The sequence below is a fragment of the Streptomyces sp. NPDC006923 genome, assembly GCF_040635655.1.
Classification (GTDB): Bacteria; Actinomycetota; Actinomycetes; order Streptomycetales; family Streptomycetaceae; genus Streptomyces.
Genome location: NZ_JBEYIF010000028.1, coordinates 13,547 through 33,059, shown reverse-complemented (window position 1 = coordinate 33,059; position 19,513 = coordinate 13,547). Strand labels below are relative to the sequence as shown.

Genomic DNA, 19,513 nt, shown 5'->3' with positions numbered 1-19,513 from the left:
CAAAGGGCCCCAGAACTTTCGCTCAGATCGGGTGCCACCCCGACCGAGCCAGACGGGCCGCACGCCGCACGTGGTCGCCAAACCACGGACACGGCTGCGGCCGATGACCTAGGTCATCCCAACTCCCTTGATCCGGAGGCTGGCGTCAGCATCCGCGATACCGGCCGGAGCGACATGATCACGTCGCTCAAACGGCTTGGCGGTGTGTGTGGTTCCGCAGCACGAGCTATCTTCACTTCGCGATCACCTCCCAGCGGTCCTCGGTTTCGTAGATCAAGTCCTGAGCCACCCTACCTACGTAACGCGCCGTCAGGAGATGGGGTGCGAGTTCGACCGCAGGACATTCGGTGCCTCGCCAGCAATCAGAGAATGCAGAGCGCGTGCGTGCTCACCGATCACGGCCATACGTGCCTCCCATTCCGGGCCTTTGGTATGACGCGGATCGGCGGTGATCTGCCCTTCGTGCTTGCGGTATTGCAATCCCACCTCTGTGTGGAACCAGCCGTCCGCGACAGCGTCCAGGCCCAGCAGGAGCCCGGTGTCTCCGGAGGCGGGAAGAGCCATCCACCCGCCCAGAGCGAGGACGAGGTCCCGGCGGGCGCAGATCGTCGCAGGGTGTACCTGTGCGCGCCGGTGCTGGCTCCAGTGACGGTAGACCGCGGTGCGCTGGATACGGCCGCCGACGGGATCACCAGGAAACGTGGTGGTACTGCCGTCGGGCAAGAGGTCGATGACGGCAGACGTGGTCCAGCCCACGTCGGGGTGATTGGTAAGAACTTCGATATCGCGCGCCAGTACTCCGACTGACAGCACGTCATCGGAGTCCAAATTCTTGATGAGATCGCCAGATGACCGGCCGAGGCTGACCGTGCGTGTCACGTGCGGGCCGCCCTTGCGGGATGCCGCGATATGAATGCGGGAGTCGCTGGGCAAAACTGCCGCACTATCGACATCGCCGCCATCTTCCTGCACCAGCCACTCCCAGGACCAGCCGGAGGGCAGATGCTGGGATGCCAAGGAGTCGTAGGCGGCCGATAGATAGGCCAGACCGGCACGGTGAACAGGTGTGATAACTGAAATAACGCCGCTCATTAGGAGCCTTTCTTTGCGGTAGAACTCCAGGTCCATCCCGACGACCGCAATGCATCCATGCGGTGGAGGATCGAACTCCGCAGCAGCGGCACGTTGACGTCCTCGCGGTATCCGGTCCCTGCGGTGGTCATGGCGTCGTGTTTTCGGTAGATACCGCCAGGCTCTGTGATCATCAGACCTGGAGCAACTGCTGCACAGAAGAGGACGAGAGCCAGAGCTTCCAGAGCTGGGTAGGCCGGCCATGCACCGAGTGCCCAGACGAGATCGCGGCGCATGACCAGGTGTGTTCCGACTACTGGAAACTCATCGGCCTCCAGCTGGCGGCGCAGAGTCTCAGCTGAGAGCGGACCCGCCGCCGGGTCATTGGGGCCGGGCTTGTAGGACCCGTCTGGGAGTAGATCAAGGCAACTGGAAATGCACCAGCCGATGTCGGGGTGTTCCTCCATCGCCGAGATGTCTCTGGCCAGCGCGCCGGGTGTGAGCAGATCGTCAGCATCGAGGGCGCGTACGAGGTCTCCCGTCGCTCGTGTGAGCCCCATGGTCCGAGCAACACCCGCACCGCCACGCCGACCACCCGCCGACCTGATCCGAGGGTCAGTCGGCAGGCAGGCCATGGGCCTACCAGTCGTCCCGTCTTCCTGCACAACCCATTCCCAGTCCCACCCTTCTGGGAGTTGCTGACTGGCCAGCGACTCCCACGCGTCGGTGAGGTAATTGTGCCGTCCGTCAATAACGGCTGTGATGACGCTGATGGTGGGCACTACCAGCCCTCCAGCGGCGTCGTGTAGATCAGCGTCGCTCGGTCGCCGGGGAGGGGGATCTCCGAGACTTCCACCGCCCTGCCCTCAGTCGAGTAGGAGATCTTCCGGACGCGCAGCAGAGGCACGCTCGCGGGGATGTCGAGGAGCGCCTGCTCTTCCGGTGTCGGCATAGACGCCAGCACGTGGTCGTCGATCCTGCCCAGCTCCACACCCACCGTGTAGAGCTGATGCATGGTGCCGCCAGGCCACGGCTCATTACTCGGATCGAGTAGCGCCTCGTTTTGACTGGCGAGAGCGTACGTGAGATAGCTGGTGGAGGTGCCGGCGCCCGCGCGCTCTGCATGCCGTCGGATGTACGTCCTCCGCAGCAGCATCTCGTCGTCAGGTACACGCAGAATGTGGCGCACGTCCTCCGGGCCGCGAACGACCTCATACGTGCAGATGTCCTCGTAGAGGTGCTGCACCGGGATGCCGCTGTCCGCTTCTGAGACACCGTATGACGCGCGAGCCGCATCGTCGGAAAGGACAGAGTCCTTCTCGATCTGGTAGCGCCTGTTATGACGGGTGATCTGAGGAGGACGCACACGCACCCAGGTGCGGCCGCCTGCCGCCCCTGTCAGGATGCCCCGGGCCTTCAGCGCTGTGATCGCCTTGACGACGGTGTTTCTGTTGACGCCGTAGCGCGCGGCCAGCTCACGGGCAGGCGGCAGTGCTTCACCAGGAGTCAGTTTGCCGCTGGTGACGCGCGCCTCGATTTCCTCCGCCAGGCGGGTGGCGTCGTAGGGGGCGGGAGATTTCTCGCCCGGTGACTGGGAGCTCATGCGCGCACCTTCTCAGATCTTTGGGCTCATTTGCAACACCTGACTAGGGAAGTCTGTCGTGGCGATGCAACCTGCGTAGGCAGGTGTTGACATGGCGGCTCCGTGCTGCAAGTCTCTTTCCAGCGCCTGACCTGCCTAGGCAGGTCGGTCTTGGATCTGTCTTGAGAGGAGCACCCCCATGGACTTCACCCGCAGTTCCGCCGAGGTCTTCGATACCGAGACCCAGGAGCTGCTGGACGCGATCGACGTGGAGCTGCCGGATTTCGGCGACATCGACGTGGACATCGCTTTCGGCACACCCCTGGAGATGTACGAGGCCGGCCCCCTTTCCCACGAGCGGCTGGACGGCCTGGATATCACCGCCACCGTCGCCGCGATCGAGGCCCGCGAAAACCGAATGCTCGCCGCCCGCGACATCACCGCAGATGACCCGACCATCGCGCAGCGGGTCCGTGAGCGCCTGGTCGACGTGCTCCTCCCCTACGCCGCGCAGCTGCGCATCACGCCGCCGACCACCGCCACGCTCCTGCCGCTCGCGGCTTAGCTCCAGCCGGGTCTTCGGACCCGGCTCCTTCACCCGGAACCGCCGCTGGCGGCGCCGGATGTGGGAGCCGGAACCGTCGGTGACCAGTACAACTCAACAGAGTGATCCACCACAGATACGACGGCCGTGACCACACCAGCCGAGGTGAGTGGAGACCAGTCGGCAAGCCCCGTAGGGGCGACCCGACTCAAAAGAACGGATCTGGTCCGAGGGAACGGACGCCGGTAGCGCGACGACCCCGAGAGCGATTCCTCGGGCGAGCGGGACAGAGGACCAGGTTCATATCGCACAGCACCACAGGGCACATCGTCTCCCTGTCTGGCACCGAGCCGAGGTTCCGGCTCCCAGAAGGCGATCACGCGCGGCGGAAGAGGCCGCGTTCCACATGATTTCGCAGCCTGCGCTGCCCGTCGTCGCCGCCCGAGTATCACGGGGCGGCGGCTGGCGGGGGGTACAGCAGGACGCCCCACGCACAGAGCGGCGCCCGGGAGGTGAAGGCCCCGGGCGCCGCGAACACAGGCCACCGTCGAAAGGAATTTCTGTGCGAGACCAGATCATGACACGGCCGGTCCCGGCCGTCACGACCATCGCGAGCACGGTGCCGGTATCTGCCACCGGCACCTGTCCGGTATGCGGGGGCAATTTCGAGTCCTGCCAGTGCGGCAGCCGACCGACCGCATTCCCCGTCGCGTCCGTTGGGGAGGAGGCCCTGCTCGTTCCTCTGCTCGCTGACCCGGGCCGGCCGCCGCTGCCACGCCGGGAGCCAGGCAAGACACTCGCCCCCGACGACTTCCACCAGTTGGTGCGTCACCTGGTCGCCGACGGCAACCAGCGGGCCGCCCGGACCGGGCGCCGCGCCCGCCGGACGCTCAACGAAATGTGTCCCGGTGAGACTCTCCGCCCGCTGCTGACGCTACGCGCGGGAGGTGCCCGATGCGCGCGCTGATCCACGTCCACGCGGTTCTGCGGCACTTGTGGCAGTGCCCCGAATGCGGAGCCCAAGTCACCTACCGGATCCCGCCGGGCGGCACCTGCGGGTGCTGATGCCCAGCTGAATTCACCGGACAGTTCACCGGACGGTAGGAGTTCCGATCCCGAACATACGGACCGCCCGCGCCGCGCAGCTTCTGGCGGCGCGGGCGGTCATCCGGCGTGGCCTGGGACACCCCGTCACCCGCGCTCTGCTGGCGGCCGCCGCGGTGGCCGCCGCCCGCGCGTGGGAGGCAGGCCACCGCGTCGCCGACATCCACCCGCCTTCGGGCAGCGCGTACGGCGCCGACCTCAGCAAGAAGTGACGCTCTGCCAGGTCACCGCGATCTCCCGTGTTGCCCAGTCGTCACCGGACCGCCCACGCGGTCCGGTGACGGTGGAGAGCGCCGGAACTCGCTTCCCCGCTCTGTTCGGCCCGTGGCTGGAGAGCACTTCCCCGACTCCCCGTCCTTGGAGGACCTCGTGATTGCACTGCCTCTGTTCCTGCTCGCCGGTGGCGCCACCTGGCTGTTCTGGCGCTCCGACATGCGAGCGGGCGTCCTGATCGCCGCGCTCGTGTGCGGCTACGCCCTGGCGACATCGCCGCTTGCGACCGCGATCGACGGCATGGGCACCGGCATCGGCGCCGCGATCTCCAGCGCCAACGCCGCCAGTAAGTGACTTCTGCCGCTTGCCCGTGGCTCCGCACCGAGAGGTGCGGGCCCGCGGGGAGGTGACAGCCCCCGATTCCCGCACGACCCCCGATCTGGAAGGACCCCACCCCGACATGAGCGACAGCGACAGTGGCGAGAAGCTCGGCTCGAACCTCTCCCAGCTCATCCAGCAGCTGGAGAAGATCGAGTTCACGACGGACCGCGACCTCTACCAGTACGCCCGGATCCTGCGGGCGATCGGCCTGGAGCTCCACATGCGGATCGGCATGGACGCGGACATGGTCGGCGCCATCCTCGCCCAGTACAAGGGCAAGTGGTGGACCTTCGGTACCCAGTCCAAGATCCGCGCGAAGCTGGTGTCCGCCCACCTCAAGGGCGGCGCGTCCGCCGCGAAGGTCCTCGGACTGAGCGGCATCAAGATGTACGCCTCCTTCGTCAAGCACTTCATCCAGCCCGAGATCGAGGCTGAGCGGAAGGCACGCGAGGGCAAGGGCTCGAAGAAGCCCGGATTCTCCATCGGTGACAAGCCCAAGGGCGCCGCCGGGCGTCCGGGCGAGGCCGGAAGGGCAGCGTGATGGCACGCCGTATCTCCTCCCGAGCGAAGAAGATCGACACCCGTACCGAAGAGGAGCAGGAGTCCTCGAAGAAGGCATGGGTCACTCACGGCGGGCCGTGGGGCATCAACATCGGCGGCTGCGTCGTCGCTGAGACCGCCCACGTGCTGCTCGCCACCACGCCGGCCTCTCTGGCGCTCGCCGCGCTCGGTCTGGCCGGCACCGGCGCGGCCCTGGCCAAGTTCATCAACCACATGGACCACAAGGCCAAGCGCGAGAAGGACGTGCGCTACCTCCACCAGGTCAACGCCGTCGCCACCACGGCCGGGGTCACCCTGGGCACCGTGGTGGGACTGGAGTCCGGCGCCACGATGGGCGCCTGGATGCTCGCCGGGTCCGGCCTGTGCATCGCGAACCACCTCTGGTCGGCGCTGTACAAGAGGGGCTCGGGCGAGAAGGCCGGCGGCAAGTGGGCCAAGCTCGAATCCGAGATCGGACTGGCCAAACACGAGCTCCAGGAGGCCAAGTCCAACGGCAAGGGCACGGTCGTCGCCAAGATCGAGGCGAAGGACGGGGCTACGGCGGACGAGTTCGCCCGCCGTATCCCCGCCATGACCTCCGCGCTCAAGCTTGGGCAGGGCCGCATCACCCACACCGTCGACGACGACGACGCCTCGCTGATCACCATGCGGGTCCAGGTCGCCGACCTCCTCAAGGACGGCTTCGCCTGGCCCGGCCCGTCCGCGTTCGGCGCCGGGTTCGGTGACCTGCCGATCAACCTCGGACGGTACGAGGACGGCGAGACGCTCAAGCTCAACCTGCCCGGCGTCCTCAACGACTTCCAGGAGGTCGAAGGCGGGCAGAACGTCGAGCACTGCGTCGCCCAGGGCGTCAACGGCGCGGGCAAGACGGTCGGCAACTCGATCATCGTGACCGAGGCCGCCACCCGCACCGAGGTGTCCGTCATCGTCATCAACTGCTCGAAGTTCATGCAGGACTACGGGCACGTCCGGCACGCCGCCGACATGGTGATCACCAACGAGAAGGACGCCCGCCGGTTCTTCAAGCAGATGCACACCGTCATCAAGGCCCGCGGCGACTACCTCGCCGCCAAGGGCCTGGCCAAGTGGAAGCCGGGCTGCGGCCTGAACTTCCTGGTGATCATCGGTGAAGAGGCCGCCGACTTCGCCGACGGCGACGAGTACGCCAAGGTGCTGCGCACCCTGCGCTCCACCGGCGGCTGGTTCCTCTCCTCCATCCAGCGCGCCACGCACGACCAGATGAACACCACGGCGCGCTCCAACCACCCCGCCGGCATGGCCTACGGCCTGTCCGACGGCGCGGAAGCCCAGTACGTCCTGCCGCCCGAGGCGATCGACGCCGGCGCCTTCCCCGGCTGGGCGAACAGGAAGCCCGGCTACCTGTACGCGGCCGGGATGGGTATCCCCGAGGACCGCTGGGCGGTCACCGCCCGCACCTACAACGCCGACCGCCCGACCCTGGCGGCCGCCGTCACCGCGGGCATGAACGTGCGCACGCCCATGGACGCCACGACCGCTGAGGCGTTCGGCGCGCTGTGGACGAACCGCACCTTCTTCACCACCCCGCTCCTGGAGGGCGACGCCGACGGATCCGGCGCCTTCCCCCAGCAGCAGGCCGCCCCCGCCGCCCCGGCGGCGGACCCGGCCTCCGAGTACGACGCCGACGACGAGTACGAGGAGGACGAGGACGTGGAGATCGACCCGGACCTGCTCGCGAAGGAGACCGAGGACTTGGACGAGGAGCTGCGCCGGATCCTGGAGGCCGACCCCGAGCCCGGCGCGTACGACCACCTCAGCGTCGAGACCGAGATCGAGGCGCCGGCCGACGACGCCCCGGTCTTCCAGCTGCCCGGCGCAGTGGCCGACGAGGAGAAGCTCTCCCCCGAGGACACCAAGGCCGCCATCTTTGCTCGCCTGGATTCCTGGGTGCGCGAAGGCAAAGACAACTTCGAGCCCAAGGAGCTCAACGACCTGTGGATGCGGGTCAACAAGAAGGGCGCCCGCGACTGGTGGAACCGCCTGAAGAAGCAGCTCCTGGACGACGGTGTCATCGCCAAGGACGAGTCCGAGGAGGGCTACGGATCGTACGACCTGATCCGCTCCCCGCTCGAAAAAGACAACTGAGAGTGACCGATCCCGGGAGGGGCCGCACAGCGCACACCGCACTGTGCGGCCCCTCCCTCTCCCTAGGGAATTTCCAGTGTGTGAGCCCGCACACAGGTGATTGATCCCGGTTTGCACCCTGTGCAGTGTGCGCCGCACACTCCCCCCGCACACTACGGAAGGTAGCCAGAATGAGCGCCCCGACCGTGCCCCGGCCGAAGCAGGCCGGGCCGCCCAAGACCCCCCTCCCGCCCCCTCCGGTCAGCGAGGCGGACGCCGTCAAGGCCCGCAAGTCCATCGCCAAGCTGGACGAGGTCCTGGCCATGGTCACCAAGGCGCTGCTCACCCTCGGGGGCGGCGCTTTGATCTTCACTTGTGTGAATGTGACCCTGTTCGGGATCTCCCACCAGATCCCCTGGTACATCGCCTGGATGCTGGACCCGCTGGCCAGCCTCGCCCTGATCACCGTCCTGTACGTCGACGGCGTCCTCGCCGAACACGGCGGCGACTACAAGCCCGGCGGCTGGCCGTTCCTGCTGCGCTGGACCGCCGGCCTCTCCACCTGGGTGATGAACTGCTGGACGTCGCTCTACCCGGACGGCCACTTCCACTTCATCCCGCAGAAGCCCGACGCGGGCGGCATCCTGCTCCACTCCGTCGCCCCCGCGCTGCTGATCCTGCTCGCGGAAGCCGCCACCGGCTACCGCAAGTACGCGACCCGGCGGCGCGGCGAACTGAACGCGGTCATCGCCCAGTTCGAGACCGCGAAGGCCACGGAACGCGAGGCCGCCGAAAAGCGAGCCCGCGAGGAAGCCGAACGCGAGGCCGCCGCGAAGCGCGAGGAGGCGGAACGCGAGGCCGCCGCGAAGCGCGAGGCAGCAGAACGCGAGGCCGCCCGGCGCGAACGCGAGGAAATCGCGAGGCTCGAAAACGAGCGGCGCGCCGCAGAAATCGAGGCGGCCGACCGTACCCGCCGCGCAGAAATCGAGGCGGAACGCGAGCGGCTCGCGCTGACCGAGCGGTCCGCAGAAATCGAGGCGTCGCGGCGCAAGACCGAAGCCGAGATCGAGGACCGCCGCCGCCGTGAGGAGTGGGAGCGGGAGCAGGCCGAACGGGACCGTGAGGCAGCCCGCCAGGCGGAGATCGTCAAGGCGGAAGCGCAGGCAGAGGCGCTGCGCAAGGAAGCCGAAGCCCAGGCGGAGGCGCTGCGCAAGGAGGCCGAAGCCGCCGCTGAGGCTGAGCGGATCAGGGCTGAGGCTGAGGCCCGCGCCCTGGAGGAAGCCGAGAAGCTGAAGCGGCAGCGCGCCCTGGAGCGGGCCGCCGCCAAGGCTCGCGGAACCTCGGAAAGTGCAGGCGCCCGCGCCTCGATTTCTGCGGGCCGTCCCTCGGAAAGTGGGGTCGCGCTCAGCGCGGTGCCCGCCCTGACCGCCTCGGAAAACGGCGGCCGGATCCCTCGCGAAGTGCGCGAGAAGCAGCGTGACGAAGCCGAGCGGTACATCGCGAAGTGCTCGCTGTCCGGCATCGCGCCGGACCTGGAGCGCCTCGGAAGCCAGTACGGCAAGGGCGAGACGTGGGTCGGAGACCGCGTCCGCGCCGCGAAGAAGCGCCTCGCGGAAGAGGACGGATTCGAGGAGTCGGTCATCGCCGACGCCCTGGACGTCTTCGAGGACGACGACAGCGACAGCGCCGGTGCGGCATGACCCACCGGCCCGACGAAGAGGAAGAGAACGCCGTGGACACGGACTTCGAGTTCGACTTCACCCACCTGGGCACCGAGCCGGTCGCCCTGCTCCCCAAGGCCGGCCCCGGGCACCCGCCCACGATCCTGCTGCGCCGGGACGAGCTGCTGCCCACGCGGTGGCGCCAGCTCACCGACTGAACGCACACCCGAGCTTCGACGGCTCCACTGGCCCCCGAGATGTTGAAGCCACCTCGGGGGCCGGTGAAGAGGCCGAAGCCTCCCCCGGACCTCACACGCCAGCGATCCGTCCGGGCTCCCCATCGAGGAGAGGACCCATCATGCCGTCTTACGGCGAGCAGCCCCAGCCCACCTACTACCCGACGCCGCTGCCGCCCCAGTACGGGCAGCCGCCCGCCCCCGCGTACGGGCAGCACGTCGTCCCGCTCCCCCAGGGCGCGGTCGTCTACCCGCCGACCGCCGGCCTGGACGGCGTCGTCATGATGCCCGGCCCCAACGGGCAGCCGGTCGCGTACTACACGCCGCCGCCCGCCCCGGCCCCGCAGCCCTACGTCTCCCCGCTCCTGGTGAAGGCCGCGCTGGTCGCGTTCATCGTCGGAGTCGCCGGGGTCGGCGTCTACTTCCTGGCCGCCGCCATCCTCGAGCTCGCCAAGGCGCTCGCCATTATCGCGGGCGTCGCCCTGGTCGGCTTCGTCCTGCTGAAGATGCTCGTCACCGGCCCCGGCAGCGGCCGCTCGATCAACGTCAACGCCCGCGGCCGCGCCAAAGTCCAGGTCCACACCGGCCGCGGACACAACCGAGGCCGTGGCCGCCGCTGAACCTGCGTCCCCGCCGGCCGTCCGGGACGTCGACATCTACGCCGACCCCACCGGCGCCCTCCCCGTCTACCGCTGGAGGCAGGCCCCGAAGGGGCTCGCCACCCGGCGCCAGCTGCGGGAGCGGCGCTTACGGCCCGGCGGCCAGGACCCGGTCGCCGTCATCGAATGCCGGGGCGGCAAGCGCAAGGCGTGGCTGTACGAGATCAAGAAGGCTAAGCCGATACGGCCGATGACCTTCGCCAAGGAGCTCGCGCTCGACAAGGCGATGGCGAAGCGGCAGACCTGCCCGAAATGCTCGCGCCGGTACTACCACTGCCTCCCTTTACGCACCCTCGGGTCCTGCTTGGAGTGCTACGACGGCACCCCGGCCGCGCCCGGCAGCTACATGCGCACGCCCGGCGAGCACCTCGCCGCCGCGGCCTGAACCCCTTCCGCGTCTGCCGGTTGCCTGATCCACCCGCCCACCGGCGGGTGGTGAAGGGGAGTCGGTGAGCCCGGCCCGCACTACCTCGTCCCGCAGCCGTCGACCACCGTGAAGGAGACCCCGGTGAGCGAGCCCGACAAGCACGAGCCCGACCCCGCCATCCCGCCGCTGGACACCATCGACGACAGCCAGCGCATCCCGCCGCCCCGCAGGCCGGCCCCGCCCCGGCCGCGCCCGATCAAGGCCGCCGACGACATCCCGCCCGGCGCCATCGCCGCCTTCGGCGTCGTCGCCCTGGTCGCCCTGCTGCTCATCCTCAAGTGGGGCATCCCCAAGGGCATCGACTGGTACCACCACCAGGACTGGGCGTGGTTCACCCAGTGGACCGCCACCGTCGCCGACCCCGTCCACGCCTACCTGAGCGCGCACACGGTCGGCCTGCCGCTGACGGCGACCAGCGCGTTCGTCATCTGGCAGGGCGTCGGCATCGTCTCCCTGGCCCTGTCCTGGATCACCGGCGCGGTCGGTGCCCGGCTGACCTGGACAGCACACGGCGCCTGCTCGGTGTTCATGGTGTGGGACGCCGCCCCCGCCGCCGGCCGCCCCGTCGCCGCCGCCCTCACGGTCCTGGCCTGGACGATCGGCAGCCTCTTCGCCCTGCGCGGCCTGTCCCTTCGCCCGCTGATCCACCTGCACAACCACAACCACAACCACCCGGCTCGCTGATCTGACGGCTGCCTGATCCACCCGCCCCGCACACGCGGGCCGGGTGGTGACGGGGAGCCGGACAGCCCGGCCCGGATGGGAGTCGCACGTGACCACCGCCCCCCTCACCATCAGCAGCGACCGGAACCTGGACGCCGCCTGCGCCACCGTGAGCGGCGAGATCGCCCGCACCGACAGCAAGGCCAGCCTGCTGCTCGCCTTCGACGGCGCGGTCCTCGCGGGTCTGGCCAGCGTCGCCGACAAGAACCTGCCCGTGTTCACCAAGGCCGTCGGCGGCCTGGCCGTCCTCGCCCTCGCCGCCGCCGCGGTCTTACTCCTCCTGGTCGTCCGGCCCTGCCTGACCGTGCCCGGCCGCCCCGCCCCGGGCACCTTCCCGCAGTGGGCGCACCTGGAGGAGAACGAGCTCCAGGAGGCGATGGACCAGGACCACCGCCCCGCCCGCGTGAAGGCGCTCTCGATCCTCGCGGTCCGCAAGTTCCGGCGCCTGGCCCTCGCGGTCGACGTCATCCTCGCCGCGCTCGCCCTGCTGACCGTCGCCGCGATCGGGGTGCTGGCGTGAGCACCGCCGCCAGCTTCGTCATCAGCTACGCCAGCCTCGCCGGCGCACTCGCCATCCCCTTCGTGATCGCCGCCGCCCGCCGCACCGCCGCCCGCATCCACGCCCAGGCCGACCAGAAGGAGAAGTAACTATGGCCCTCACCCTGTTCGCCCGCCGCCCCGAGCCCGTCGAAGCGCCGGCCCCCGAGCCGTGGCCCGAGATCGGCGAGACCTGGAAGCCCGAGGGCGTCACCATCGCCCAGCGCTACTACAACCAGGCGCACGCGGTCGTCCTCGTCTACACCACCGACGACGGCCCGCACGGCACCTACTACTCCGTCGCCTGCCTCGGCTGCCACTACGCCACCCGCGAGAACGGGAAGCGCACCTACAGCACGCGCTACAGCCTCGCCGACGCCGCGACGGTGGCCAACGAGCACGCCACGACCTGCCGGGCGCTGCCCCGCGACATCCCCGCCCGCCCGGACGACGACACCGTCCGCGAGCGGCTGCACGCCTGGGTGCGCGGCGCCCGCCGCCGGGACGAGGACAGGCAGCTGTGGGTGTCCGACCTGGACCTGATCCGCCTCACCCTCCAGCGCTCCAACGACTGGATCGTGGACGTGCTCAACCAGCTGGTCGTCGCCGAGCCGGAGATCCTGCGCATCGAGCGCAGCCAGTACAGCGACTACGTCTCCTACTACGCACGCCGCCTCCCGGAGAACTGACCGGCGCTCTCCGCGCGGCCCCGCCCGCCGCCCGTCGGCGGCCGGGGCCGGGCGGTGTCCGCCCGGTCAGCCGAGACCGGACGACCGGCCCTCCCCCGGAGGTCACCGTGTCCCTCGCCCGCCGCTCCCTCATGGAGGCCGCCGCCGCCCGCTTCGGCTGGCGCCGCGGCTACGGCACCACCACGCAGGTCGACGCGCTGCTCACCGAGCAGACCGAGACCGCGTACACCGAGGCCGCCGACCACGCTGCCCTGGCGACCGCGAAGAACGCCGACGTTCTCGCCGTGCAGCCCGGCGTCCTGGACGTCCGCGGCCGCGTCCTGGCCGACGTCCTCTACCTGGAGGGCGTCCTGGCCGGCGCCCGCAACCGCGGCCTGCCCCCGGAGCTCATGGAGCGCCTGGAGGACGCCGTCGACCACGGCCACGAGATGACCGTGCTCCTCGCGGACACCGTCCGCACCACCGCCGCGCTTCACGCGGCCAATTGAGCGCCCGGGGCGGCCGTAGGCGTCGGGCCCGGCCGCCCCGGAGCAGTCCCTCCCCCTCCCAGAGCGCATCGAGAAGAAGGAGCTCCATCATCATGACCGCACCCCTGCGCCAGACGGCCAACGCCGTCGCCCACTCGATGATCGAAGGCGCCAGCATGGCGTCCGCGCTGATCGGCGGCGCGGCCGGCGCCTACCTCGGTTACCAGCTCGCCCCCGTCGCCTGGCCTGACGGAACCCGCGTCCTGTTCGCCGGGGCGGTCGCCGTCGTCGGCGCCGTCGCCGTTGACGGGCTCGCCGAACTCGTCCTCGCCCCGATGCGCCGCCTGATGCGGACCCGCAGCCCGCTGCCCTCCACCCGCGCATCGGCCCCGGCCCCGGCCGCCACGCTGGACGAGGCCCTCGCCCAGGTCGTCACCGCGACCGAGGGAGACGCCGCACACCGCGCCGCCAACGCCTCCTTCCGTATCGACGACGGCGAGAGTTTCCTGCGGGACGAGAGCCGGTGGCGCGGCTACGAGGACGGCGAGGCGTCCTTCTACCTCGCCCCCGGCGTCTGGCTCCACCACCGCGCTGAGATGGGCAAGTACGGCCGCGAGCACCACTTCACGCTGCTGACCGGCGACGGCGAGCAGCCGGTGGCCATCACCGGCATGGAGCAGATCCGCCACCACCTCGCCGCCCGTGCCGCCGGCCTTCCCGCCGTCCCGGCGACTGCCCACGGCGACGTCGACGGTGACAAGGACGACGTCCTGGACGACGACCTCACCGGCATCCACGCGGTCTGACGGACTGTCCGTTCCGCCCCGGCCTTCCCGGCCGGGGCGGTGCGGTGGCCAATCAGCCCACCCCTGCCCCGCCACCGAGAGGACCGACCATGCCCGCGACCAAGAGCAGGCCCTCCCAGCTCAGCGTGCTGCGCTACGGCGCGTTCGTCTCCCGCACCGCCGAACAGCGCGTCACCTCCTACGCGCCGACCGTCCGCAAGCTGGTCCACGACCAGTTCGGACGCCGCCCCCTGGGCGCGGTCACGATCATCCTGACCAAGCCGCGCCTGCTACTCTCCCTCGCCAACGAGGCGCAGGGCGAAGCCGCCGGCGTCCCGAAGAACACGTGGAAGTCCGTCGGCGTGCAGCAGAGCATCATCGGCAAGCTCAAGGACTTCCGCGTCGCCACGGTGATCGCCCCCAAGGGCGCGATGTGGATGCTGATCAACGCCCCGAAGATGCGCGATCCCAAGCAGCTCAAGCTGAGCCTGCTGCGCGGCTTCGTCGAGGTCGACCAGCTCATCCGCTCCGGCGCCCGCGAACGCCGTATCGCCTGGGTCCGGCACGAGATGAACGTCCACCCGCTCAGCAAGCGGCAGGCCAACAAGCTCCAGGCGCAGATCCTCGTCGACGGAGCCGAAGCCGAGCGCGTCACCGCCGACCTCGCCCGGCGCCTGTGATCTGACGCGCCACCGTGCTGCCCCGGCCCTTTCCGGCCGGGACGGCGCGGTGCCCCATCAGCCGCAGTCCCGCAGGAGGCCCCTTGTGATGAACGACCTGCTGAACCTCCCCGACGGTGTCCTTTGCGCGCTGGTCGGGCCGCCGGGCAGCGGCAAGTCCACCTTCGCCGCCCGCTACCCGGACAGCTGGCGCGTGTGCCTGGACGTCTACCGGCGCCTGGCCACCGACTCCGAGGCCGACCAGTCCGCGACCCCGGTCGCCGCCGAGATCCAGAACCTGCTCCTGGACGCCCGCCTCTCCCGGCGCTTGAACGTGCTGGTGGACTCCACCAACGTGTTCCCGCACGTCAGGGCCGGACTGCTCGCCCGCGCCCGCTATTGGCAGCGGCCCGCCGTCGCCGTCTTGTTCGACGTCCCGCTGCCGACGGTGGAAGCCCAGAACGCCGCACGCGACCGCGTGGTCCCGCTGCACATCGTGCGCGAGCACCACCAGCTGCTGCCCGACGCCGACCAGCTCCACCGCGAGGGCTTCACCTCGGTGCACCCGATCTCCGAACTCCTGGCCACGTCCGGCGCCCTGCGCCTGGGCACCCGCCGCTGACCCCACTCACCTGCACGTCCTGACCGACCTGGAGGAACCCATGGCACGCAGCGCCCGCCCCGTCGTCCACTACATGGCGACCCGGCCCGACGGCACCGTCCCGCCCACCGACAACTACCTCGCCGCCTACCACCGAGCCCAGGGCGAGACGATCCCGACCGTCAACCTCGCCGACCACATCGGCCAGGTCATCGACCACCCCACCCCCGGCCGCAAGTGGTACACCGACCGGCCCTTCGGCTACTTCCACATGTACACCCGGCCCGGCGAGATCCTGGAGCGCATCGAGGACGGCTGGCCGATCCGGCTCTGGATCGTGGAGCCGCTCGGGGAGACCGGCAACTGGGGTGGCCACTTCTACCCGTACTGGCTGCTGTCCCAGCAGATCCGCGTCGTGGAGGAGACCGAGGCGTGGCAGGCGTTCGGGCACCGGGGCGCGCAGGTCCTGGCCGTCCTCGCCCAGCTCCCCGACCTCGCCCGCCAGTGGGCCACCGAGTGGGCCGCCGACCCCGAGCGCACCCTCCGCACGTACAAGGCGTGGGAGAAGCGGGTGGACCACACCCGGGCCCTGACCGGCTGGGCGTCCTGCCGGGCGGAATACTCCCGCCGCGAGGCCGGCCTCCAGGCGGCCAACAAGCTCGCCGGGAACGCCGCCGGGCAGGCCGCGGCCGCCGCCGGCGCCGACCCGCACGCCGTCACGCTGATCCAGCTGCGGGCCCGCTGCCTGGTCGCCGGACAGCTCATGTTCGACCGGATCCGCAACGGCGAGTACGAGCAGTCGATCCGCGGCCTGCTGCTCGGAGCCGGACTCGACACCCCGGCCCCCGTCCCGGCCTGATGCTGCCGCCCGCCCCGGCCACCAGGCCGGGGCCCCGATCCGAAACCAGGAGACACCTCTTGAGCACCGACACCACCACCGTCACCACTGACGAGACGATCCGCTACACCGCCGACATCGTCCTGTTCGCCGCCGGGCACATCCTGGGAGCCTTTGACGCCGTCGGCCGTGACGCGCGCGGCCGGTACGTCAGCGTCGCCTACACGGCCACCCTGCCCGCGCTGGTCGAACCGACCGCCGGGGACGACGCCACCGCCGCCCGCTGGTGGCCCCTGGACGCGCTCCCCGACCTCGCGTTCGACCACGCCGAGATCGTGGCGGCGGCCGCGAACCACTGATCCCCTTCCGCGAGCGCGGCGTTCCTCCGTGCCGCCCCGGCCTCACCGGCCGGGGCGGCACGGTGTTCCGCCACGACCAGCGAGGAAGGAGATAGGCCGTCATGCCGCAGCTGGAGTTCTACGAGGTGGACATCCCGACCGGGCTTGAGGTCCCCGGCCAGCAGGACGGCGGCTGGGAACCCTACGAGCTGTAGATACGCCCCGAGGCAGGCGCACCAGGTGTGGAAACCGTCGCCTGCCTCGGGTGACCCATCCCGTACAAGACGAGAGGGAGAGACCAGTATGGCCTCCACCGTGCGCGTACAGGCCCCGATCGGGCCACGTGCCCTGCTCATTACCACGCTCGCCGTGCCGCTGACCGGCTGGACCGTGCACGCAGTCAGTCTGCACCGCAAGCTGTCTGCCGCCCGCCGCGACCCGCTGACGGGTCTCCTTGGACGCGACGGCTTCACCGCCAAGGCCCGGCAGATCACCGACCGGTACGGCGACCACGCCCTGGTCGGGATGGTGGACCTGGACCACTTCAAGCAGATCAATGACGGACCCGGCGGGCACGCCGCCGGCGACCGCGTCCTGGCCGCCACCGCGCAGCGCCTCACCGCCTGGACGGGTAGCCGCGGGGCGGTCGGCAGGCTCGGGGGAGACGAGTTCGCCTTCGCCGTGCGGATCGGACCCGCACGCCGCGAGCTCCGTCTCGCCCAGCTCACCGCGCTGCTCGCGCAGCCGGCGGAGGTCGACGACGGCGTTCTGGTCGACGTCGCCGCGTCGATCGGTGCCGCCTGCCCCGACGTCATCGGCACCCGCGACCTGTCGCTTCTCCAGCGGGCCGCCGACGCCGCGATGTACGCGGGCAAGCACACCGGCCGCGCCGTGCTCGCCGGGCCGCAGCACGCCACGGTGCCGTCCATCAACGGCCGCCGCGCCGGACGGCCGGGCACCCACACCCTGGGGTGGGCGGCATGAGCAATACCACCGCCGACCCGGGCACCTGGGTCCGGGCCATTACGATTCGCCAGCCCTGGGCGACCTGCATCCTCGCCGGGAAGGACGTGGAGAACCGCCCGGTCTCCTGGTCCTGGCGCGGCTGGCTGCTGCTGCACGCCGGGCAGGCCACCGAGCGGGCCCCGATGCGCGACCCGCTGGTCGCCACCGCGATCCGCGGCCGCGCCCTGCACACCCGGGCCGTCATCGGCGTCGCCCGCCTGACCGACTGCCACCAGGACGCCGTCGGCACTGCCCCGTGCTCGAAGTGGGCGCAGGCCGACGCGTTCCACCTGGTCCTCGCCGATATCCAGGGGCTCGCGCTCCCCATCCCGTGGCTGCACGGACAGCTCGGCCCGTGGCGCCCGCCGCAGGATCTCGTGGACCAGGTCCTCCTTCAGCTTCCCCACCTCGCTCCGGAGGGCACCTCATGAGCGGCACCCGCACCGGCGTCCCCAATCCGCCGGCCTTCGTCCCCGCCGACGACCGGATCCCCTTTCCCAACACCGACCAGGTCCTGCGCTGCCGCACGACGCCGGACCTGTTCTCGATTGAGGACATCCACAACGACGAAGACCTCCGCGCGCGCGAGAAGGCGCTCGCCCAGGCGAAGCGCGCGTGCTCCGGGTGCCCGATCGTCGAAGGCTGCCTGAAATGGGCGCTCGCCAATCCCGACCTGACGACCGCTGGAGTGTGGGCGGCGACCACCGCCCGCGACCGCCAGCAGCTGCGCAAGCAGCTCGTAGCGCGGCTCGGGGACGACTGGGTCGGCGTGGTCGCCGAACAGGACCGCCGCCGGCGCGAGCGGCAGCGCGCGTCGCGTGTCGTGCCGCCGACCGTCCGCGAACTGGCCCTCGCCCGCCTCGAGCTGGAGGGCATCCCCACCCGGCCCGAGCCGTACAACCGCTGGAAGGAACCGATTACCCCCCAGCAGGCCGCGTCCAACCGGCATGTGCTGGAGCTGGTCGCCAGCGGCAAGGCGGCCTGACCGTGTTCACCGACTGGACCGAAGCCCTCAAGGCCGAAGCGCTGCCCCTGGACCCGAATCCGGCGCAGCAGCTCGCCGCCGCGGCCCGGGTTACCGCCCGCAGCTCCCGTGACAAGAACGACATGGCGCTGCTCCTGGACGTCCTCGGGCTGCCCACCGACCCCGACACCCTCACCACCCTGCTCCCCCTCCTCCCGGAAACCGGAGACGCACCCACCATGACGAGCACCCCCGCCGCCCCGGCCCTATCCGCGCACGAGGCCATGGCGATCTCCATGCACAACAACGGCGACACCGAGCAGGCCATCCGCGAGGCCACCGGCCTGAGCGACACCGAACTCAACGACCTCCTCACCGACCAGGTCTTCGGCCTGCCCTGCGCGGCCACCGACGCCCCGGCCATCGACGTCCCGGTCGTCCCGCTCGCCGTCTCCAACGAGATCCAGAAGCTGCTCGACTGGGCGGCCGCGCACCCGGCCGCCACGGTCCGCAGCCGCTCCGCCCGCATCACCGCCGACCTCTCCGAGCTGACCGACCGCCGCGACAGCGAGGCCGCGCAGCGCGAGGCCGAAGAGAAGGTCGCCAAGGCCAAGGCCGAACTGGAGAAGGCGCAGGAGGAGCTGCGCAGCATGAAGGCCGGCACCCGCGCCACCACGGTGGCCGCCACCGCGCCCACCCCGATCCGCGCGGGCCTGGGCAGCGGCCGTACCCGGGAGGAGCTCGCCGCCATCAGGACGTGGGCGCGCGCCAACGGCCACCCGGTCGCTGACGTGGGCATGGTGCGCAAGGCGGTCCTGGAGGCGTACGACGCCGCGCACCAGGCGCCGGTCCGGAAGGCCGGCTGACCCATGGCCGACGACGCGATAGCCCTGGACGGCTTCCTGGACGAAGAGACCGTGCCGGGCGACCTGCACGGGTCGACGGCGCGGTTCCGCCTCACCGTCTCCCCGACGGACGAGCGCACGGACGAGATGATCCTGCCGTGCAGCGTTGCCGACGCGGAGCTGGCGCACGCGGTCCTGCACGACCTGGTTCCCGGCGACAAGCTCCGCGTCACCGGCTACCTCCGGCTGCCCCGCACGCCGGACGAGCCGATGTGGCTGGTCGTCACCGCACTGTCCGTGCTGGAGACCGCGCCGCTGATGTCCGACCCGGCCACCGTTGCCACGGCGGCCATCGAGCGGTACGGGCCGTACGTCTGCTGGTTCGACGCCGACACCACTGACGTGGAGGTGTTCACCGAGGGCGGCACATGGGTCGGCACCGTGCCCGAGCCGAACGACCTGGGCGAGCTGCTCGAAGACTTCGAGCACCGCCAGGCCGCTGGCGGCGAGTAGCGGAGCC

The 19,513-nt window shown here is 70.5% G+C and carries 26 protein-coding genes; 23 read left to right on the top strand and 3 right to left on the bottom strand.

Annotated features, from left to right (window positions below; all coding sequences use genetic code 11):
• Positions 1 to 309: 309 nt before the first annotated feature.
• From ABZ707_RS31390 to ABZ707_RS31380, 3 genes are read right to left on the bottom strand one after another with little or no spacing between them, the layout of a single operon-like run.
• Positions 310 to 1,128: a glycosyltransferase family 2 protein gene (locus ABZ707_RS31390; protein ID WP_360181597.1), complete on the bottom strand. Its 819-nt coding sequence runs from the start codon at positions 1,126 to 1,128 to the stop codon at positions 310 to 312.
• Positions 1,092 to 1,853 carry a glycosyltransferase gene (locus ABZ707_RS31385; RefSeq protein ID WP_360181594.1) on the bottom strand — a complete coding sequence of 254 codons (762 nt, stop codon included), beginning with the start codon at positions 1,851 to 1,853 and terminating at the stop codon, positions 1,092 to 1,094. The genes ABZ707_RS31390 and ABZ707_RS31385 overlap by 37 nt, the downstream gene beginning before the upstream one ends.
• The gene (locus tag ABZ707_RS31380; protein ID WP_360181591.1) at positions 1,853 to 2,674 is read right to left on the bottom strand and encodes a GntR family transcriptional regulator; all 822 of its coding nucleotides are present in this window, start codon (positions 2,672 to 2,674) and stop codon (positions 1,853 to 1,855) included. The genes ABZ707_RS31385 and ABZ707_RS31380 overlap by 1 nt, the downstream gene beginning before the upstream one ends.
• A gap of 178 nt (positions 2,675 to 2,852) precedes the next feature.
• Here ABZ707_RS31380 and ABZ707_RS31375 point away from each other — a divergent pair, with 178 nt between their 5' ends.
• The 23 genes from ABZ707_RS31375 (at position 2,853) to ABZ707_RS31265 (ending at position 19,506) form a co-directional block, all read left to right on the top strand.
• Positions 2,853 to 3,218, top strand: a complete 366-nt coding sequence (locus tag ABZ707_RS31375; protein ID WP_360181588.1) for a hypothetical protein — start codon at positions 2,853 to 2,855, stop codon at positions 3,216 to 3,218.
• Between the two features lie 1,452 nt (positions 3,219 to 4,670).
• Positions 4,671 to 4,868, top strand: a complete 198-nt coding sequence (locus ABZ707_RS31370) for a hypothetical protein (protein WP_360181585.1) — start codon at positions 4,671 to 4,673, stop codon at positions 4,866 to 4,868.
• A gap of 106 nt (positions 4,869 to 4,974) precedes the next feature.
• On the top strand, positions 4,975 to 5,436 hold the full coding sequence (locus ABZ707_RS31365) for a hypothetical protein (RefSeq protein ID WP_360181582.1): 462 nt from the start codon (positions 4,975 to 4,977) through the stop codon (positions 5,434 to 5,436).
• Positions 5,436 to 7,580, top strand: coding sequence for a hypothetical protein (locus tag ABZ707_RS31360; RefSeq protein WP_360181579.1), 2,145 nt, complete (start codon positions 5,436 to 5,438; stop codon positions 7,578 to 7,580). The genes ABZ707_RS31365 and ABZ707_RS31360 overlap by 1 nt, the downstream gene beginning before the upstream one ends.
• 170 nt (positions 7,581 to 7,750) lie before the next feature.
• Positions 7,751 to 9,259: a hypothetical protein gene (locus ABZ707_RS31355; RefSeq protein ID WP_360181576.1), complete on the top strand. Its 1,509-nt coding sequence runs from the start codon at positions 7,751 to 7,753 to the stop codon at positions 9,257 to 9,259.
• Entirely contained in the window at positions 9,256 to 9,438 is a 183-nt protein-coding gene (locus ABZ707_RS31350; RefSeq protein ID WP_360181573.1) for a hypothetical protein, read from the top strand. The genes ABZ707_RS31355 and ABZ707_RS31350 overlap by 4 nt, the downstream gene beginning before the upstream one ends.
• A 140-nt stretch (positions 9,439 to 9,578) precedes the next feature.
• On the top strand, positions 9,579 to 10,076 hold the full coding sequence (locus tag ABZ707_RS31345) for a hypothetical protein (protein ID WP_161266721.1): 498 nt from the start codon (positions 9,579 to 9,581) through the stop codon (positions 10,074 to 10,076).
• Entirely contained in the window at positions 10,063 to 10,500 is a 438-nt protein-coding gene (locus ABZ707_RS31340; protein WP_360181569.1) for an RRQRL motif-containing zinc-binding protein, read from the top strand. Before ABZ707_RS31345 ends, ABZ707_RS31340 begins: the two co-directional genes overlap by 14 nt.
• A 123-nt stretch (positions 10,501 to 10,623) precedes the next feature.
• Positions 10,624 to 11,226 (top strand): hypothetical protein, encoded by a 603-nt coding sequence (locus ABZ707_RS31335; protein WP_161266722.1) that lies wholly within the window; start codon positions 10,624 to 10,626, stop codon positions 11,224 to 11,226.
• An 88-nt stretch (positions 11,227 to 11,314) separates the two neighbouring features.
• Positions 11,315 to 11,785: a Pycsar system effector family protein gene (locus tag ABZ707_RS31330; protein WP_161266723.1), complete on the top strand. Its 471-nt coding sequence runs from the start codon at positions 11,315 to 11,317 to the stop codon at positions 11,783 to 11,785.
• Positions 11,782 to 11,913, top strand: a complete 132-nt coding sequence (locus ABZ707_RS31325; RefSeq protein WP_265546941.1) for a hypothetical protein — start codon at positions 11,782 to 11,784, stop codon at positions 11,911 to 11,913. Before ABZ707_RS31330 ends, ABZ707_RS31325 begins: the two co-directional genes overlap by 4 nt.
• Positions 11,914 to 11,915: 2 nt before the next feature.
• Positions 11,916 to 12,491 (top strand): hypothetical protein, encoded by a 576-nt coding sequence (locus ABZ707_RS31320; RefSeq protein ID WP_161266724.1) that lies wholly within the window; start codon positions 11,916 to 11,918, stop codon positions 12,489 to 12,491.
• Between the two features lie 107 nt (positions 12,492 to 12,598).
• Positions 12,599 to 12,979 (top strand): hypothetical protein, encoded by a 381-nt coding sequence (locus ABZ707_RS31315; RefSeq protein WP_360181564.1) that lies wholly within the window; start codon positions 12,599 to 12,601, stop codon positions 12,977 to 12,979.
• 92 nt (positions 12,980 to 13,071) lie between these two features.
• Positions 13,072 to 13,764 (top strand): hypothetical protein, encoded by a 693-nt coding sequence (locus ABZ707_RS31310; protein WP_360181561.1) that lies wholly within the window; start codon positions 13,072 to 13,074, stop codon positions 13,762 to 13,764.
• A gap of 89 nt (positions 13,765 to 13,853) precedes the next feature.
• Positions 13,854 to 14,423, top strand: a complete 570-nt coding sequence (locus tag ABZ707_RS31305) for a hypothetical protein (protein WP_360181558.1) — start codon at positions 13,854 to 13,856, stop codon at positions 14,421 to 14,423.
• Between the two features lie 88 nt (positions 14,424 to 14,511).
• Positions 14,512 to 15,024 (top strand): ATP-binding protein, encoded by a 513-nt coding sequence (locus ABZ707_RS31300; RefSeq protein ID WP_360181555.1) that lies wholly within the window; start codon positions 14,512 to 14,514, stop codon positions 15,022 to 15,024.
• 40 nt (positions 15,025 to 15,064) lie between these two features.
• Positions 15,065 to 15,862 (top strand): hypothetical protein, encoded by a 798-nt coding sequence (locus ABZ707_RS31295; protein ID WP_360181552.1) that lies wholly within the window; start codon positions 15,065 to 15,067, stop codon positions 15,860 to 15,862.
• Positions 15,863 to 15,921: 59 nt separating this feature from the next.
• The gene (locus ABZ707_RS31290; protein ID WP_360181549.1) at positions 15,922 to 16,200 is read left to right on the top strand and encodes a hypothetical protein; all 279 of its coding nucleotides are present in this window, start codon (positions 15,922 to 15,924) and stop codon (positions 16,198 to 16,200) included.
• A gap of 282 nt (positions 16,201 to 16,482) precedes the next feature.
• The gene (locus ABZ707_RS31285) at positions 16,483 to 17,163 is read left to right on the top strand and encodes a GGDEF domain-containing protein (RefSeq protein ID WP_360181546.1); all 681 of its coding nucleotides are present in this window, start codon (positions 16,483 to 16,485) and stop codon (positions 17,161 to 17,163) included.
• A complete protein-coding gene (locus ABZ707_RS31280; protein WP_360181543.1) occupies positions 17,160 to 17,615 on the top strand; it encodes a hypothetical protein in 456 nt (151 codons plus the stop codon). The genes ABZ707_RS31285 and ABZ707_RS31280 overlap by 4 nt, the downstream gene beginning before the upstream one ends.
• Positions 17,612 to 18,169, top strand: coding sequence for a WhiB family transcriptional regulator (locus tag ABZ707_RS31275; protein ID WP_360181540.1), 558 nt, complete (start codon positions 17,612 to 17,614; stop codon positions 18,167 to 18,169). Before ABZ707_RS31280 ends, ABZ707_RS31275 begins: the two co-directional genes overlap by 4 nt.
• Before the next feature lie 2 nt (positions 18,170 to 18,171).
• Positions 18,172 to 19,014 carry a histone-like nucleoid-structuring protein Lsr2 gene (locus ABZ707_RS31270; protein WP_360181537.1) on the top strand — a complete coding sequence of 281 codons (843 nt, stop codon included), beginning with the start codon at positions 18,172 to 18,174 and terminating at the stop codon, positions 19,012 to 19,014.
• A gap of 3 nt (positions 19,015 to 19,017) precedes the next feature.
• Positions 19,018 to 19,506 carry a hypothetical protein gene (locus ABZ707_RS31265; protein ID WP_360181534.1) on the top strand — a complete coding sequence of 163 codons (489 nt, stop codon included), beginning with the start codon at positions 19,018 to 19,020 and terminating at the stop codon, positions 19,504 to 19,506.
• The last annotated feature ends 7 nt before the right edge of the window (positions 19,507 to 19,513 follow it).